General features: G+C 69.4%; 14 protein-coding genes. 6 read left to right on the plus strand and 8 right to left on the minus strand.

Annotation, left to right across the window (positions count from 1 at the left end):
- A partial coding sequence (locus tag HR086_RS35350) for a hypothetical protein (RefSeq protein ID WP_217442071.1) occupies positions 1–233 on the minus strand: 233 nt, incomplete at its 3' end.
- A gap of 25 nt (positions 234–258) precedes the next feature.
- Here HR086_RS35350 and plpQ point away from each other — a divergent pair.
- From plpQ to HR086_RS35370, 4 genes are all read left to right on the plus strand, one after another.
- The gene (plpQ, locus tag HR086_RS35355; protein ID WP_141647970.1) at positions 259–660 is read left to right on the plus strand and encodes a motility regulator PlpA; all 402 of its coding nucleotides are present in this window, start codon (positions 259–261) and stop codon (positions 658–660) included.
- Entirely contained in the window at positions 657–1,208 is a 552-nt protein-coding gene (locus HR086_RS35360; protein ID WP_174461831.1) for a DUF192 domain-containing protein, read from the plus strand. The genes plpQ and HR086_RS35360 overlap by 4 nt, the downstream gene beginning before the upstream one ends.
- 153 nt (positions 1,209–1,361) lie before the next feature.
- Positions 1,362–3,719, plus strand: a complete 2,358-nt coding sequence (locus tag HR086_RS35365; RefSeq protein ID WP_174467832.1) for an alkaline phosphatase PhoX — start codon at positions 1,362–1,364, stop codon at positions 3,717–3,719.
- Positions 3,720–3,748: 29 nt separating this feature from the next.
- A complete protein-coding gene (locus tag HR086_RS35370; RefSeq protein ID WP_174467833.1) occupies positions 3,749–5,413 on the plus strand; it encodes a hypothetical protein in 1,665 nt (554 codons plus the stop codon).
- Between the two features lie 7 nt (positions 5,414–5,420).
- Here the strand turns inward: HR086_RS35370 and HR086_RS35375 are convergent, their stop codons facing one another.
- Positions 5,421–6,614, minus strand: a complete 1,194-nt coding sequence (locus tag HR086_RS35375; RefSeq protein WP_174467834.1) for an EAL domain-containing protein — start codon at positions 6,612–6,614, stop codon at positions 5,421–5,423.
- Between the two features lie 134 nt (positions 6,615–6,748).
- Positions 6,749–7,987 (minus strand): hypothetical protein, encoded by a 1,239-nt coding sequence (locus HR086_RS35380; protein WP_174461834.1) that lies wholly within the window; start codon positions 7,985–7,987, stop codon positions 6,749–6,751.
- A 72-nt stretch (positions 7,988–8,059) separates the two neighbouring features.
- Between HR086_RS35380 and HR086_RS35385 the strand changes: the two genes are divergently transcribed.
- Positions 8,060–9,088: a zinc-binding dehydrogenase gene (locus HR086_RS35385; RefSeq protein ID WP_174461835.1), complete on the plus strand. Its 1,029-nt coding sequence runs from the start codon at positions 8,060–8,062 to the stop codon at positions 9,086–9,088.
- Between the two features lie 7 nt (positions 9,089–9,095).
- On the opposite strand, the gene ybaK is transcribed toward HR086_RS35385, so the two are convergent.
- From ybaK to purE, 3 genes are read right to left on the minus strand one after another with little or no spacing between them, the layout of a single operon-like run.
- On the minus strand, positions 9,096–9,572 hold the full coding sequence (gene ybaK / locus HR086_RS35390; RefSeq protein WP_141647976.1) for a Cys-tRNA(Pro) deacylase: 477 nt from the start codon (positions 9,570–9,572) through the stop codon (positions 9,096–9,098).
- 4 nt (positions 9,573–9,576) lie between these two features.
- A complete protein-coding gene (purK, locus tag HR086_RS35395) occupies positions 9,577–10,719 on the minus strand; it encodes a 5-(carboxyamino)imidazole ribonucleotide synthase (RefSeq protein WP_141647977.1) in 1,143 nt (380 codons plus the stop codon).
- Complete coding sequence (gene purE, locus HR086_RS35400; RefSeq protein ID WP_141647982.1) at positions 10,716–11,213, minus strand: 5-(carboxyamino)imidazole ribonucleotide mutase; 498 nt, start codon at positions 11,211–11,213, stop codon at positions 10,716–10,718. The genes purK and purE overlap by 4 nt, the downstream gene beginning before the upstream one ends.
- A 207-nt stretch (positions 11,214–11,420) precedes the next feature.
- Between purE and HR086_RS35405 the strand changes: the two genes are divergently transcribed.
- Positions 11,421–12,662, plus strand: coding sequence for a hypothetical protein (locus HR086_RS35405; RefSeq protein ID WP_174467835.1), 1,242 nt, complete (start codon positions 11,421–11,423; stop codon positions 12,660–12,662).
- A gap of 101 nt (positions 12,663–12,763) precedes the next feature.
- Here HR086_RS35405 and HR086_RS35410 read toward each other — a convergent pair whose 3' ends face one another.
- Positions 12,764–14,185, minus strand: coding sequence for a VWA domain-containing protein (locus HR086_RS35410; protein ID WP_174457140.1), 1,422 nt, complete (start codon positions 14,183–14,185; stop codon positions 12,764–12,766).
- 86 nt (positions 14,186–14,271) lie between these two features.
- Positions 14,272–14,793 carry an adventurous gliding motility lipoprotein CglC gene (cglC, locus tag HR086_RS35415; protein WP_174457139.1) on the minus strand — a complete coding sequence of 174 codons (522 nt, stop codon included), beginning with the start codon at positions 14,791–14,793 and terminating at the stop codon, positions 14,272–14,274.
- Positions 14,794–15,029 lie beyond the last annotated feature (236 nt).

A 15,029-nucleotide genomic window follows, 5' to 3' on the forward strand; every position in this document is an offset into this window, starting at 1 on the left:
GGCCTGGGGTCCTGGCCCAGAATGATGCGGCGCTCCTGGAAGGCGGCGGCGACGCCTGGACCCCCGCCGAGCAGGCCCACGGCGATGGCCAGGGCGAGGCTCAATTCGAAGCCGGGGACCCCGAAGAGGGGGAGGAGGACGAGGGCCGAGCCGCCGCCCGCCAGCAGGAGCAGGGGGGCCAGGACGGCCGGGCGGCGCGACAGAGCGCGGGCACGGGTGAGGACTTGCTCCATGGCCTCACCTATACTCCCCAGCCGCATGTCCGAACAGAAGACAGGTCCCGAGCACCGCCAGCACGGGCGCGCGCCCATCGAGCTGAAGGTCGACTACAAGAAGCTCAACTCGTTCTTCGCGGACTACACGAAGAACATCAGCAAGGGTGGCACGTTCATCAAGACGAAGAAGCCGCTGCCCATCGGCACGCGCTTCCTCTTCAAGCTGACGGTGCCGCACCGGGAGGCGCCCTTCGAGTTGTTGGGCGAGGTGGTGTGGTCCAAGGCGGACGGCGACGAGCCGGGCATGGGCATCCGCTTCATCTACAGCAGTGATTCGCAGCGGGTGGAGTTCGAGACGGTGGTGGAGCGGCTGATGTCCGACAGTCTCGGGCCGGAGCTCACCGAGAAGTTGCTCAACAAGCCGCTGCATCCCCAGCATCCATGAAGACGCCTCGTTGGCTCGCGCCCCTGCTCCTTCCGCTGCTGCTGGGCGCCTGCCAGCAGGAAGCGCAGGGCCAACAGCCTTCCACGCCTCCGGCCCCCGTGCGACCGCCTGTCACCGACGTCACCTCGAAGGACTATGTGAGCCCGCCGTTGCCGCGTGCGCATGTGCGGCTCAAGGACGCCTTTGGCGGGGTGCATCGGGTGGAGGTGGAGGTCGCCGCCACGCCGGATTCGCGTCAGCGCGGGTTGATGTGGCGCACGGACCTGGCGGAGGGGAAGGGCATGTTGTTCCTCTTCCCGTCGCAGGAGATGCAGGGCTTCTGGATGCGCAACACGCTCATCTCCCTGGACATCATCTTCATCACCTCGGACCTGCACATCGCGGGGGTGGTGTCGCGCGCGGTGCCGAAGACGCTCGACTCGCGTTCGGTGGGCGCGCCCAGTCAGTACGTGCTGGAGGTGCCCGCGGGCTGGGCGGAGAAGAAGGGCGTGCGCAAGGGCGCGCAGGTGGAGTTCGAGGGCGTTTCGACCATCAGCATCGCCCCGTGACTTCGGTGTTCGTTGCCCGTGCGTGACGTTGCGCGCGCGTGACGTGATGAAGAAGTGACGCACTGAACAAGCCGCTGCCACATGGCCTCCTCAGGATGCGCTCGCGCCCGGACACGCTCGTGTCGGGCGCGAAACCCCTGGAGGAAGTGCTTCATGTCTTCACGACTGCTGCGGCTCGCGACCGGCGCGATGCTTCTGGGTAGCACCCTGTCCATCACCGCTTGCGAAGGTGACACGGGCCCCGCCGGTCCCGCTGGCTCGAATGGCCAGGACGGCTCGGATGGACAGCCCGGCACCCCTGGTGACGATGGCGACCCCGGCGAGAACGGTGGACCCGGCCCCGCGGGCCCCGGTTCCCAGGGACAGCCCGGTCCCGGTGCCGTGACGCGCGCCCCCGGTGTGGAGGGCGGCACTCCACTGTCTTCCGTCATCGCGCTTACGTTCCGTGGAGACCTGGGCACCGGCGCGACGAACCTCGCGGAGTACGTGAAGGCTCGCGTGGACCAGTTCGTCGCCGGCTCACTGCCGACGCCGCTCGTCTTCCCCTTGCCTCCCGCGTCGACCGACTCGGTGCGCACGGTGCCGGGCCTGTTCTCCTCCACGGTGATCAAGTGGATGGACCCCATCACCTTCAGCAAGACGGGTGCTCGTTTCGGCGCCAACGTCGACTACATCGCGTTCTTCGGTGACGGCTGGTCCGCCCAGGGTAACGCGCCCCAGTTCAAGGGGAGCGGCTCGGCGGGATGGATGTGGATCAACCACGAGTACATCTCCGGCACGAAGCCCCGCGTCGGCACCGCGCCCATCGGCCAGCACCTGGACTTCGCGCGCTTCCTGCGCAACAGCGGGACTCTGTCCAACTCGGTGACGGATGGCACCACGTGGCAGGACGACGCGCTCATCGCCTACAACAAGGAATGGAAGAAGCAGGTGGGCGGCACCTGGATTCGCGTGGTGCAGGACCCGGCCACCGGCGAGTGGGCCGTGGACCGCAACGCGGGCAACCTGCGCTACGACGCCTCCAGCACGACGCTGGCGAAAGTCGTCGGCATGACGCTGTCCGGCGTGGACCGTGACGACTCCGGCGCCGACCTGGCCGCGGGCGTGGTCGCCGGCACGCACTCCAACTGCTCCGGCGGACAGACGCCGTGGGGCACCATCTTCACGGGCGAGGAGAACGTGCAGGGCGTCTACGGCGATCCGGAAGGCGGACTGTGGACCGGGAAGAACGACTGGATTCCCAACGCGCCGGGCATGGTGACGGGGGCTCCGCTCGCGCCCGACTTCTCGTCCCCCACGTCGGGCGACATGATCAGCTCCGACTCGCGCTCGTCGCACCGGAAGGACGGCTACGGCTTCCTCACCGAAATCGACCCGGGCCAGCCGGCGGACCTCTGGTACGGCAAGGACGCGTCGAAGCCCGGCGCGGGCCACCGCAAGCTCGGTGTCATGGGCCGAGCCCACTGGGAGAACGCGGCCTTCGTCGTCGACGCGAACTGGAAGTTGCTCGTCGACCAGCCCATCGTCATCTACGGCGGCGATGACCGCCGAGGCGGTCGCATCTTCAAGTTCGTCTCCAGCCGTCCATACACGGCGGGCATGACGAAGGCGGAGATTCGCGCGCTGCTCGACCAGGGCACGCTCTACGCCGCGCACTTCGCCGGCCTGGACAACGGCACCGGGGACACGCTGGTGGGCGGTGTCATCCCCACCGAGCAGGCGCCTGGACAGGGGCGCTGGGTGGCGCTGAGCCTGGACAGCGCGGACCTCGCGCCGAACGGCGAGGCGCTCGGGCAGCCGACGATGACGGTGGGCACCGCGCTGCGCGACGTCAGCTACAACGCCATCGGCGGCTTCACGGATGACGACCAGGTGCGCAAGCTGCTGTGGACGGCGGCGAACAAGGTCGGCGTCATGGAACTCAACCGTCCCGAGGACCTCGAGTGGAACCCGAAGGACCCCGGCGGCACGCCGCTGCTGTACGTGGCCTTCACCGAGCACGGCGACCCGACGGCGCTGGACCAGCAAGGCCGCGTCGCCACCGCCACGCGAGGGCCTGATGGGGCCTGGGTGACGAAGGCGCGCGGTGCCACGGACAACCGGGCGACGGACCGGGTGGGCTCCATCTTCGGCATGCGCGAGGCCAACCCGGCGGCACCGGGCGGCTCGCGGACGTTCACCTTCTTCCGCGTGTGGAAGGGCGAGACGGCGGCGACGAGCGCCACGCCGGAGTTCTCCGCGGCCAAGCCGGACAACCTCGCCATCGACCGTGACGGCGGGGTGTGGTTCGGCACCGACGGCAACTTCGGCGTCAACAAGGTGGCCGACGGCATCTACTACCTGAACCAGAGCCCGGCGCATCGGGACAGCGCGTACTTCCGCAAGGCCTTCCGCGTGCTGTCCATGCCGAGCGACGCGGAGGCCACCGGCCCCGCGTTCAGCGCGGACATGAAGACCCTGTTCGTCAGCGTCCAGCATCCGGGCGAGGACAGCTACAGCGTCTGGCCGTAGTCGCGCGCCCGTCCAGGAGAACGACACCGATGCCCATCATCTCGAAGGGAGGCGCCAGAGGCGTCCTCGTCCTGTGCCTCGCGCTGGGAAGCCTGCTCGCCTCCGCGGGGGTGTGGAGGCAGCGTGGTTCCACGCGCATCCCCGAGCCTCCCTTCGACCCGCTCGCGCAAGCCCTGGCGAGCGGGAGCACCGTGGCCAACCGTGAGGCCCCCATTCCGTCCATGTGTTACACGAAGACGGAAGGTGTCTCGAACCCCTGTTGGACGTGCCACACCGGGGGCGTCGGCTTCAACGTCATGGACGACGAGTCGCTGCAGGCCGAGTACGCCTTCAGCGACGTGGGCCTGCTGAACCAGTGGAGCAACCTCTTCGTCGACCGCACCGCCGCGCTCGCGGACATCTCCGACGACGAGGTGCTGAAGTACATCCGCGAGGACAACTACGCGTCACTGCGCGAGTCATTGCTCCAGCGTCCCGGTGGATTCAAGGGCTGGGTGCCGGACCTGAACCTCTCGCGAGGCTTCGACGCGGAGGGCTTCGCGCTCGACGGAAGCGGCTGGCGAGCCGTCCGCTACAAGCCGTTCCTCGGCACGTTCTGGCCGACGAATGGAAACACGGACGACGTCTTCATCCGGCTCCCGGAGGTGTTCCAGCGCGACGCCGACGGAAGGCTCTCGCGAGACGTGTACCGGCTCAATCTCGCCATCCTCGAAGCGGCGATGACGATGGACCCCGGGCTGCTGGAGGTGGTGGCGGCGCGGCGACGGGTGGAGCCGGTGGACGAGCGCTCGGGGGGCGTGGATGTGAATGGGGACGGCGTGTTGACCTCCGGTGTCGAGGAGGTGCGCGGCCTGCCGAAGACCTACGCGGGAGGCGCCGCGAAAATCGCCGTGCGCCGGGACTTCTATCCGCGCGGCGTCGAGTTCCTCCACACCGTGCGGTACGTGGACCCGGATGCGCCCACGTTGTTGTCGGCGCGCATGAAGGAGGTCCGCTACTCGCGCAAGGACGAGGAGTACGCGGGAGACCAGGTGATGGCCTTCTATGCGGCGGAGCAGGAGAAGAAGATGCGCAACCGGCTGCCCGCGTTCCCTGGCACGCCCGAGCTGGGGCTCATCAACGAGTTCGGCTGGCGCCTCCAGGGCTTCATCGAGGACGCGAAGGGCCGCTTGCGGGTGCAGACGTTGGAGGAGCACGCGTTCTGCATGGGCTGTCACACCAACCTGGGCGTGACGGTGGACCAGACCTTCGGATTCCCGCGCAAGGTGCCGGGCAGGGAAGGGTGGCGGCATCAAGACCTGCGCGGCATCCCCGACGTGCCACAGGCGGGCCACGCGAAGCCGGAAGTGCTCACGTACTTCGAGCGAGTGAAGGGCGGCGACGAGTTCCGCGCGAACGAGGAGTTGCTCACGCGCTTCTTTCCGAAAGGCACGGTGGATGAGACGTCCGTGCGCCGGGCCGCGCGAGGAGGGGACAAGGACCTGGCGTGGCTGCTGACGCCGTCGCGCGAGCGGGCCGTGGCCCTGGGCCGCGCGTACATGGTGCTGGTGCGCGAGCAGGGCTTCACGAAGGGCCGCGACACGCTGCTGGCGCCTCCGAGGAACGTGCTGCCCCAGGTGGAGAACGGCTCCACGGGACTGGAAGACGCGGGCCTCATCTTCGAGGACGGTCGCCTGCACCTCGCGTGGGAGTGAGCCGGGCCTACTTCGCCGTGTGGCGCTCCACGAGCTCGGTGGCGCGCAGCAGCAACTGCTTCATCGTGACGGTGCCCAGGAACTCGCCCTGTGCATCCGTCACCACCACGGGGTCGTAGACGGCCTCCGGCGCGCGCGCCATCGCCAGTCCGACGAGCGCCGTCACCGCCATCTGGTCCTCGACCACCAGCGGAAGCTCTTGCCGCCCGCCGCCCGCCGCGAGGCTCCGCCGTGTCACCAGCGTCTGGGGCCGCGCGCCGTCCAGCACCACCACGTGGTCCACCTGCGGCGCATCGCGGAAGAGGTTCGTCACCGCCTCTGACGTCGCCTTCGCATCGGCCGTGGCCCGGCGAATGACGAGACCTCCCACCGTGCTGTCATCCGCGCGCTCGCGCAGGAGCAGCGCGCGCATGGCCACGCGACGTCGCGTCTCGAAGGCCTCCGTGGGACGTCCGGGAATCGGCGCGGGACGGGCGAGCAGATATCCCTGCGCGTGACGGATGCCCAGCCGCAGCAGCACCGTCATCTCCTCCCACGTCTCCACGCCCTCGGCGATGAGGATGGCGTCCACGCTGGAGGAGAACGCCACCAGCGACTTCACCAGGTGCTGCCGGTAGTCGTGCAGGTGGATGTCCCGCACCAGGGCCTGGTCCAGCTTGATGAAGCGCGGCACGCAGTGCACCAGCGTCACCAGTCCGGAGTGTCCCGCGCCGAAGTCATCCAGCGCGAGCCCGAAGCCCTGCTCCGAGCACTCACGCGTCAGGCGCTGCAGCAGCGCGCCATCCTCGATGACCGCCTTCTCGGTGAGCTCCAGCACCAGATGTCGAGGCCCCAGCCCGTGGCGCTCCAGGAGCGCCAGCGTGGAGCCATCCCCGAAGCGCGGGTCGCTCAACACGTCCGGACTCACGTTGAAGAAGAAGGGCGCGCGCCGCTGGTCCTCCGGCAACGTGGAGATGCGGCGCAGCGCGGACGTCCAGCACGCGCGCTCCAGCTCCCACGTGTAGCCCGACATCCTCGCGTGCGTGAACAGCTCGTGCGGTGACTCGAGCGTTCCCTGTCCGCGCGACAGCACCTCGTGTCCGATGACCTCGCCATCTCGCAAGTCGACGATGGGCTGGAAGGCGGAAGTCACCCCGGGCTCGGAGCCGTTCCACAACCAGAGAGGAATCGGACCGGGCTGTCGGACGAGGGGGTGGGTCATGACGGGGCAAATGTTACCTGACGGTACCCACGTCTACAGTTCATGCCTGCGCACTACCGTCACAACTCTTACTCAGCGTACGAGCCGACGGCCTCCCCCCGGCTCGATTGGCCCTGACATCCGGGGAATCCTGCTCATGGGACGCGAATTCGAGAATCCGCGCCTGCTTCAGAGGGCCCCTCCTCGACGGGTTGGACCGGGTTGACAGCCGAGGGCGACTCCGTCCGGACGGGCTCGGGGACCTGGGCCAGCGTCGCCTGGGTGGCCACCGCGTCCAGGCTCTGACCTTCTTCCCACTGCACGGAGGACAGCGCGCGGAACCGACGCGCGAGCGATGACAGCTCCGCGGCCTTGAGCTGGGCCTGTCCACTGCGCAGCGACAGCAGTGCCACGCGCGCGCGCTCCAGCAGGGCGACTTCCGCGCGCAGCCTCGCGAGGATTCGCTCGCGTCGCAGCTTGAGTTCTCCCAGCCGCTCGACCTCTTCCGCCAGCGACGCGGCCGCGGACTCCAACTGTCGACGCGCCACCGCATCCGTGCTGGCCTTGGCGCTGCGTTCCAGCTCCGCGCGCTCGGCCTGCAGCTCCGCCTGGGCGCGCTCCTCGAGCTGCGCTTCCACGCCGGCCCACTCGGAGGCCAGCTCCACCGCGTCGCGAGTGATGCGCGCCAGCGTGCGGGCCAGCTCCTCTCGCGCGGGCTCTCGCGGCAACAACGCGAGCGACTGACCGCACTGGCGATACAGCGCGAGCGCGCGCTCACACTGCGTCCGGAAGTCACCGGCCAGTCGGGGAATCAGCTCCTCGGCGCGGGCCTCCACGGGGTCCGCGGTGAGGGCCAGGTGCGCGGCCACCGAACTCAGCCCCACGAAGAGTCCCAGGATGGCGCCCGTTGCTCCCGCCGCGAGCAGCGCGGGCGTGGCCAGGTCCGCCAGCCGCGCGGAGAACACGCGGGCAATCTCCACGCCGCCCAGCGTGAGCCCCGCGCTCAGCAGCGCGCCGAGTCCCAGGTGCACGAGGGTGGGGCGCGCCTCCGCCACCTGTCCCTCCACGCCCTTTTCGCTCAGCCGCGCGCGCACCAGCAGAGAGCCCGCCGCCGCCGCGCTGCACGCCACCGTCCAGGCGGGCGCCATTCCCAGCGCATACGGCACCGCCGTCAGCACCACACCCAGTCCCCCCAGGAGGATGCGGTCCCAGCGGTCTCCCTGGGCACACGCCAGCACCACGGCGGCGGGCACGAGCCAGGCCAGCGGCAAGGGCAGTCCGATGCGAGCGGTGACGAGCTGCAACAGGCCCGCGCCGGCCCCCGCGGCGAGGGCGCGCGTCACGGTGCGCTCAAAGGCTTCGCGGTGGTGCAACTGCAAAATGGTGGCGTTCATCGACACTCCGGACCCGGAGGAGGCCCAAGGGACTCCCCCTTTCACGTACGGGCGAATTAAAAGGTCTGCCAGATGAAAGCCCCCCCTGTCCCCGTGGTGATGCGCGCGCTGGTCCTCAAGGCCTATGACGGGCGGCCGGAATCCCTCCAGGTGGAGCGCCGCGCCGTTCCCCGACCTTCCGCGAAGCAGGTGCTGGTGCGCATGGCGGCGTCGCCGATCAACCCGGCGGACCTCCAGTTCGTGCGGGGCCAGTACGGGGTGCGCAACGCGCTGCCCACGGTGCCGGGCTTCGAGGGCAGTGGCACGGTGGTGGCCTCGGGAGGCCTGGCGGGGCAGTTGCTCGTGGGGCGTCGCGTCGCGTGTGTCGCGCCCGTGGGCGGAGATGGCCTGTGGGCGGAGTACGCGGCGGTGCCGTTGCAGCAGTGCATCCCCCTGCGCGCGCACATCACCTTCGAGCAGGGCGCCAGCCTCTTCGTGAATCCCTTCACCGCGTGGGTGCTGATGGAGCGCGCGCGCGAGGGCGCGCACGTGGCCCTGGCGCAGACGGGCGCGGCGAGCAGCGTGGGTCGGATGCTGGGCGCGCTGGCGCGGCGGCGAGGTGTGCCCATGGTGCACGTGGTGCGGCGCGCGGAGCAGGTGGAGCTGTTGCGCGGACTGGGCGCGGAGCACGTGCTGAGCAGCGACGAGCCGGAGTTCCAGGAGCGGCTGCGCCTCATGTGTCACCAGCTCAAGGTGTCACTCGCCTTCGACGCGGTGGCGGGGCGACTGACGGGCCAGTTGTTGGGCGCCTTGCCCGAGGGCGGTCGCGTGACGGTGTATGGCGCGCTGTCGGAGCAGGAGTGCCGCTTCGACCCGGGCGACGTCATCTTCGGGCGCAAGACGGTGGACGGCTTCGCGCTTTCTGAGTGGGCGCGCCGGGGCTTCGGCCGCGAGCAGCTCAAGGCGCTGATGGGCGTGCCGTCCCTGGTGGGCCGTGAGCTGGAGACGCCGGTGCGCGCGCGGCTGCCGCTGGAGTCGGCGGGGGATGCGGTGCGCATCGCCTCGGCGGACATGACGTCCGGCAAGGTGCTCTTCATGCCGGAGCAGGGGTCGATGGTGTGAAGGCCGCTCAGGCCTTGTCGCGGGAGATGGGGCCGAGCTTCGCCTTCGTCACCCGCAGGTAGTCGGCCGGCGCCAGCACCAGCTGCGTGCCGCGAACGCCCGCGGACACGGCCACCTCGTCGAACAGCTCCAGCGTCTCATCGACGTAGACGGGATAGTCCTTCTTCCCGCCGATGGCCGTGCAGCCGCCGCGCACATAGCCGGTGAGTGGCTGGAGTTCCTTCAGCGGCACGGTGTCCACCTTGCGATCTCCGCTCAGCCGGGCCAGCGCCTTGAGGTCCAGCTCCGCGTTGCCGGGCACCACCGCCATCAGCACACCGGTGCGGTCGCCCCGCGCGACGAGCGTCTTGAAGACCTGCTCCGGTGGCATGCCCACCTTGGCGGCCACCGACTCCGCGGAGAGGTCCTCCGGGTCCACCTCGTAGTCGCGCAGCGAGTACTTCACGCCCAACGAGTCGAGCAGCCGCGCGGCGTTCGTCTTCATGGCCTCAGACTCCGAGCACCGCGGCCGCCGCCTTCACCCGCGCGAGTGCGTCCTCGGGCGTGGTGCCCACCGCGGACAGGTGCCCCATCTTCCGGCCCTTGCGCGCGTCGCGCTTGCCATACAGGTGCAGCCGCACGCCGGGCAGCGCCAGCGCGTCCTCGAACCGGGGGCCGCCTTCGCGCAGCCACAAGTCCCCGAGCAGGTTGACGATGGCCGCCGGACGCACCACCTCCACCGAACCCAGGGGCAGGTTGCACGCCGCGCGCACCGCCTGCTCGAACTGCGAGGTGAGGCAGGCCACCTCCGTCGAGTGGAAGCTGTTGTGCGGACGCGGCGCCAGCTCGTTCACCAGCACGGTGCCGTCGCGCAGCAGGAACAGCTCCAGCACCAGCAGGCCCTCCACCTGGAGCGCCTCGGTGATGTCGCGGGCCAGCTCCGTGGCTCGTTCGGCGACGCCGGCCGGCAGCGGGCCGGGCAACAGCGACCACGCGAGGATGCGCTCCTCGTGGTGGTTGAACGCGGGCGGGTACACCGCCAGCTCGCCCTTCGGACTGCGCGCCACCAGCACGGACAGCTCCGACTGGAGGTCCAGCGCGGCCTCCACCACGACGGAGCGCTCACCCAGCTCGCGCCATGCGGCGGGAGCCTCGGCGGGCGTCTTGACTTCCACCTGACCGCGCCCGTCGTAGCCGCCCTCGCTCGACTTCACGAAGCACCGACCGCCCAGCGCCTGGATGGCCTGGGCCAGCTCGTCGGCCGAGTGCGCCTCACGCCACGGCCCCACGGGAAAGCCTCCCTTCGCGAGCCAGCCCTTCTGTCGGCCTCGGTGCTGGATGACGTGCAGCACGGACGCGCCCGGACGCATGGGCGTGTGGCGGGCCACCGCCTCCAGCGTGGCCAGCGGCACCTTCTCGATTTCGAGCGTCACGGTGTCGCAGCCCTTCGCCAGCTCCTCGGCGGCGGCGATGTCCGCGAAGGAAGCGGTGAGGCAGCGGTCGACGACGGAGCGCGCGGGGCACGTCGCGTCCGGGTCCAACGCCTGCACCTGGAAGCCGAGCGTGCGCGCGGCCAGCGCCATCATCCGCCCGAGCTGCCCCCCACCGAGGATGCCAATCGTCCCGCCGGGGAGCACCACGCGAGGGCTCATGACAGCTCCCGGTGGGCCATGACTTCGTCGGTGCGCGCCTTGCGCCAGGCGGCCAGCCGCTCGCGCACCTCCGGGTACTTCAGCGCGAGGATGGCCGCGGCGTGCAGGGCGGCGTTGGCCGCGCCCGGCTTGCCAATGGCCTGCGTCCCCACGGGCACACCCTTGGGCATCTGGACGATGGAGAGCAGCGCGTCGATGCCGTTGAGCAGCGTGGTGGGCATGGGCACGCCGATGACGGGCAGCAGCGTCTTCGCGGACACCATGCCCGGCAGGTGGGCGGCGCCACCGGCGGCGGCGATGATGAGCGACAGGCCCCGCGACTCGGCCGTGGACGCGTACTCCATCATCCAGTCCGGCGTGCGATGCGCGGAGACCACCCGCACCTCGTGGGGGATGCCCAGCTCCTTCAGCACGTCGATGCCCGGCTGCAGGTACTCGAGGTCACTCTTGCCGCCCATGATGACCCCGACCCAAGGGGTGTTTCCGCTCGCCATTCGGTCCACGCCTCCGTGCCTCCAGCCGAAGGCGGGAGGAACGCGGAGATAGGGCCGGGCGATTCCGACGGTCAACCTGGAAGTCACCCTTCGCGCCCGCGTGCACGGTGGGTGCGCTCGCTCGCTTCGACTCACTCCCCACTCAAGCCACGCATTCCCTGTGTGCTCGTCTGGCGCCTTTCAATCCAGTCATGTCAGATTATTCCGATGAAAATCCCCCTCCATCGTGTCGTCGTTCATCGAGCGTTCGCTCCAGGACTTCTCTGTGTCCTGGTGGGCCTGGGCTGTCAGGCAGGGGGCGACGACACCGCGCCGCCCGTGCGTGGACAGGCCGTGGTGGCTTCGCTGGACTCGCCATCCTCTCTGCCCACGAGCCACCATCAGATTGTCTTCAGCGCGAGCGGCCCCATTGACGGGATGCACTGCGTCGCCATCGACGAGCCCCAGGATTCGAATGGCTGGAGTGACAACTACCTGTGCTCGCCGACGGACCTCGGCTTCGTCTGGGTCCACGCCGACGAGTTGCCCCTGCCCCTCATGCGTTGCACTCCCGTGACGGAGCGCTCGGAGCCCGGGAGTTCGTGGGCCGAGAACTATCTGTGCATCCCTCACGAGTCTCCGCTCACCCTGACCTGGTCCAGCGCGGGGTCGTTGCTTGGCAAGGAGTGCGTCAGCTTCAACGAGCCCCAGGACCCTCACGGGTGGAGCGACAACTACCTCTGCCTGGAGGCGCCGCTGGTGATGCGCTTCAGCGCGTCTGGCCCCATCGAAGGGATGACCTGCACGCTGATGAACGAGCTGGCCGACCTCGCGGGAGGGTGGGGGGACAACCATCTCTGCACCAACAAGGACATCGGCCTGCGCTGGACCATGGACGGCACCTTGCCGGCCGGGGCTCGCTGCAACCCGATTGTCGAGAGCGCGGAGCCGGCGGAGACCACGTGGCACGACAACTTCCTGTGCGTGCCCGAGGAGGCGGAGGCGATGTTCGCCTTTTCGTCAGCGGGGCCGCTGCTGGGGCCGGACTGGCTCTGCACCCGGTTGCTGGAGACGGAGGACCCCCATACCTGGGACGACAACTACCTCTGCTACCGCGAGGTGCCGCTGGCGTTCCAGTTCTCCTCCGCTGGCCCCATCCAGGGCAAGGCGTGCACGGCCATCACGGAGACGACCGACGTGGCGGGCACGTGGAACGACAACTTCCTGTGCGCCGAGCGCGACGTGGGCCTGCGCTGGAGCGAGACCGGGGCGATTTCGGGCATGCGCTGCACGCGCATCCGCATGTCAGGGGAGACGGGGTGGGATGACAACTACCTCTGCGTGCCGCCGACGTCCGCCCTGAACTTCGTGTGGTCTCAGATGGGCCGCTACGCCAACAAGATCTCCGTGCCCTTCGCGGAGCCCGCGGATCCTCACGCCAACTGGATGGACGCGTACCTCTGCTACTAGCCGTCCCCTGAAATGAAACACCCCGCCTCCGCCCGGCGCTGTCGAGCACCGTGCGGGAGCGGGGTGGGGTGTCGGGCCCGAGTGAGGCGCGGGCCTCGAGGTCAGTAGGTGGAGCCCACCTTGCCGAAGCCGCGCAGCGCCTTCACCTTGGACTTCTTCGTGGCGGAGCGGACCTCCTCTTCGCTTCCGGCGCTCTCGTACTCGTCCAGCGTGGCCTGCTGCTCGGCCAGGTCCGAGGCCACCGCCGCCGGGCTCGCCACGGTGCTGGCCTCCTTGAACATCACCTGGTTCTGCTGGATGTAGCCCTTGGCCTCGTCGCGGCGGCCCTCGCGCAGGGCCTCGGCGGCCTTCTGGAGGTTCTGCGCGCTGCGCGCCCGCACCGCGTACACCGTGGCGTCCTTGTCCTGCCTCGCGACAACCTCTTCCTGCCGGTCCGTCACCACCGCGGACAGGGCGGCGCCGTTCTCCACGCCCACGTTGCGGATGAGGTCGGTGTAGTTGAGCGTCAGGTCCGTCACCCGCACCGTCTGGCCCACCGCGTCGCCCGTCGTCGACAGGCGCACGACGACGCGCTCCAACTGGCCGGCGGAGAAGTTCGGCAGCGAGACCATCACCTGGTTGCCGGACTGCCGCGCGTTGTAGCCCAGCACCTCGCCCAGCACCGTGCCCGAGGGCAGCGTGAAGGTCAGCGTCACGTCCCGCGCCACCGTGGTGGAGGCCTGCTGGAGGTCCTTCTGGAAGAGCGCGGCCAACTGGCCGGCGTCCTCCAGGTAGCCGTACGCACCGGCGCCGTACTCGGCGAAGCCCTGCATCAGGTCCTCGTTGAAGTCGGTGCCCACGCCAATGGCGCTCACCGTGATTCCCGTGGCGCGCAGCTCGCGCACCTGCCGCGTCAGGCCCTCGTCGTCGGTGATGCCCTCGGTGGGCTGGCCGTCGCTCAGGAGGATGAGCCGGTTGACGCCGAAGCCCTCCTGCGCGGTGGACAACTGGTAGCGGCCCGCGGACAGGCCCGCGGAGATGTTGGTGCCGCCGTCATCCCAGATGCCATCCACGTACTGGAGCATCCGCTCGCGCTGCGCGGGCGTGGCCGGCGCCGACGGAAGGCTCTTCACGTCCGAGCCGTAGTGGACGATGGCCAGCCGGTCCTCGTCCCGCAGCAGCCCCACCAGGTGCCGCGCGGCCTGCTTCGCCTGCGCCAGCTTGTAGCCGCTCATGGAGCCCGACCGGTCGATGACCAGCGCCAGATTCACGGGGCGGCGCTTGGAGCCGGGGACCTCCGCGCCCATCAGGTCCACCGTGGCGAAGACCTCCGAGCTGCCCGCGGGCACATACGGATGCGACAGGCGGCTCGTCATCGTCAGCGAGCCGGGCGTGCCTTGCACGGGGAGGGGAGGCGTCGGAGGCGGCGTCTTCACCTCGACGACGGGATCCGTCCTCGGGCGGGTCACCTGGGGCAGGCCCAGCACCAGGGCGGTGAGGGCCAGGCCACCGGCCAGGGACAGGAAGAGGACCGTTCGATTCATGAGGCAGGGCTCCTTGCGCGGACGACGCGGGCCCTGCCTTTACGAATCAAGCGCGGGAAAAGGTCTACCTCCCGCACACGAAAGTGTCACCCACCCTGCGCGCTGATGTTCCCGGCGCAGAAGAAGGGCGAGTTGTTCTCGCCGAAGGTCCGTCGGTAGAAGTCCTCATCCGCGGAACGCAGCGCGTCGAGCGTGTCCTCGTCCAGCAGCAGCGAGCGGCAGGTCATCCGGCCCGGCAGGTCCGGATTCACGTCGGAGGTGTCCTTCACCTCGCACGCGTCGGAGCTGGCCCCGTCGATGCACGGCTTGCTGCAGTAACCCATCGCCGGCGCCGTCGGGTTCACCGCGCCATCCTCGGTGCGCGCGCGGGGGTAGTCCTGATCCCGCACACAGATGAGGTCCTCGCACTCGACGGAACCAAAGGAGATGAAGTCCTGGCGGTCCGCCACTTCACTCTCCAGCACCGGCATGGTCTTGGTCGGCGAGTTCTCCTCGGGCAGCGCCTTCCGGACCAGGGTGCACGGCTTGCCAATCTCGCTGCTGACCTTGCATCCCCCGAGCAACAGCGCGGTGGACACGAGGAAGGCGGCTCGCACGGACATCTTCATGAGACCTCGACAAGGGGGAGGGGGCACGGGGGGCCCACGACTAGCGCGCCCAGGGTAGCACAGCACCTCCGGGTGCCAACGCTCACACACCGCGGTGTCCACTCTGGAATTGTTCAGGAATACCGGAGAGATACAGAGTAGACAGGCATGCGCTGGGCGGTTGCTGCTCGGGAATACGACCGATAGGATGGCGAAGCGAAGAGTCGCGCTGAACCCCCGGTGGAGTCTTTCCCCCC

The sequence above is a fragment of the Myxococcus sp. CA039A genome (assembly GCF_013336645.1).
In the GTDB taxonomy this organism is placed as follows: domain Bacteria; phylum Myxococcota; class Myxococcia; order Myxococcales; family Myxococcaceae; genus Myxococcus; species Myxococcus llanfairpwllgwyngyllgogerychwyrndrobwllllantysiliogogogochensis.

Bases quoted from the DNA above. Each gene is read 5' to 3' on its own strand.
- HR086_RS35410 (WP_174457140.1), bottom strand. From the start codon at position 14,185: ATGAATCGAACGGTCCTCTTCCTGTCCCTGGCCGGTGGCCTGGCCCTC.
- HR086_RS35375 (WP_174467834.1), bottom strand. From the start codon at position 6,614: ATGACCCACCCCCTCGTCCGACAGCCCGGTCCGATTCCTCTCTGGTTG.
- HR086_RS35365 (WP_174467832.1), top strand. From the start codon at position 1,362: ATGTCTTCACGACTGCTGCGGCTCGCGACCGGCGCGATGCTTCTGGGT.
- cglC (WP_174457139.1), bottom strand. From the start codon at position 14,793: ATGAAGATGTCCGTGCGAGCCGCCTTCCTCGTGTCCACCGCGCTGTTG.
- plpQ (WP_141647970.1), top strand. From the start codon at position 259: ATGTCCGAACAGAAGACAGGTCCCGAGCACCGCCAGCACGGGCGCGCG.
- ybaK (WP_141647976.1), bottom strand. From the start codon at position 9,572: ATGAAGACGAACGCCGCGCGGCTGCTCGACTCGTTGGGCGTGAAGTAC.
- HR086_RS35380 (WP_174461834.1), bottom strand. From the start codon at position 7,987: ATGAACGCCACCATTTTGCAGTTGCACCACCGCGAAGCCTTTGAGCGC.
- purE (WP_141647982.1), bottom strand. From the start codon at position 11,213: ATGGCGAGCGGAAACACCCCTTGGGTCGGGGTCATCATGGGCGGCAAG.
- HR086_RS35370 (WP_174467833.1), top strand. From the start codon at position 3,749: ATGCCCATCATCTCGAAGGGAGGCGCCAGAGGCGTCCTCGTCCTGTGC.
- HR086_RS35385 (WP_174461835.1), top strand. From the start codon at position 8,060: ATGAAAGCCCCCCCTGTCCCCGTGGTGATGCGCGCGCTGGTCCTCAAG.
- purK (WP_141647977.1), bottom strand. From the start codon at position 10,719: ATGAGCCCTCGCGTGGTGCTCCCCGGCGGGACGATTGGCATCCTCGGT.
- HR086_RS35360 (WP_174461831.1), top strand. From the start codon at position 657: ATGAAGACGCCTCGTTGGCTCGCGCCCCTGCTCCTTCCGCTGCTGCTG.
- HR086_RS35405 (WP_174467835.1), top strand. From the start codon at position 11,421: ATGAAAATCCCCCTCCATCGTGTCGTCGTTCATCGAGCGTTCGCTCCA.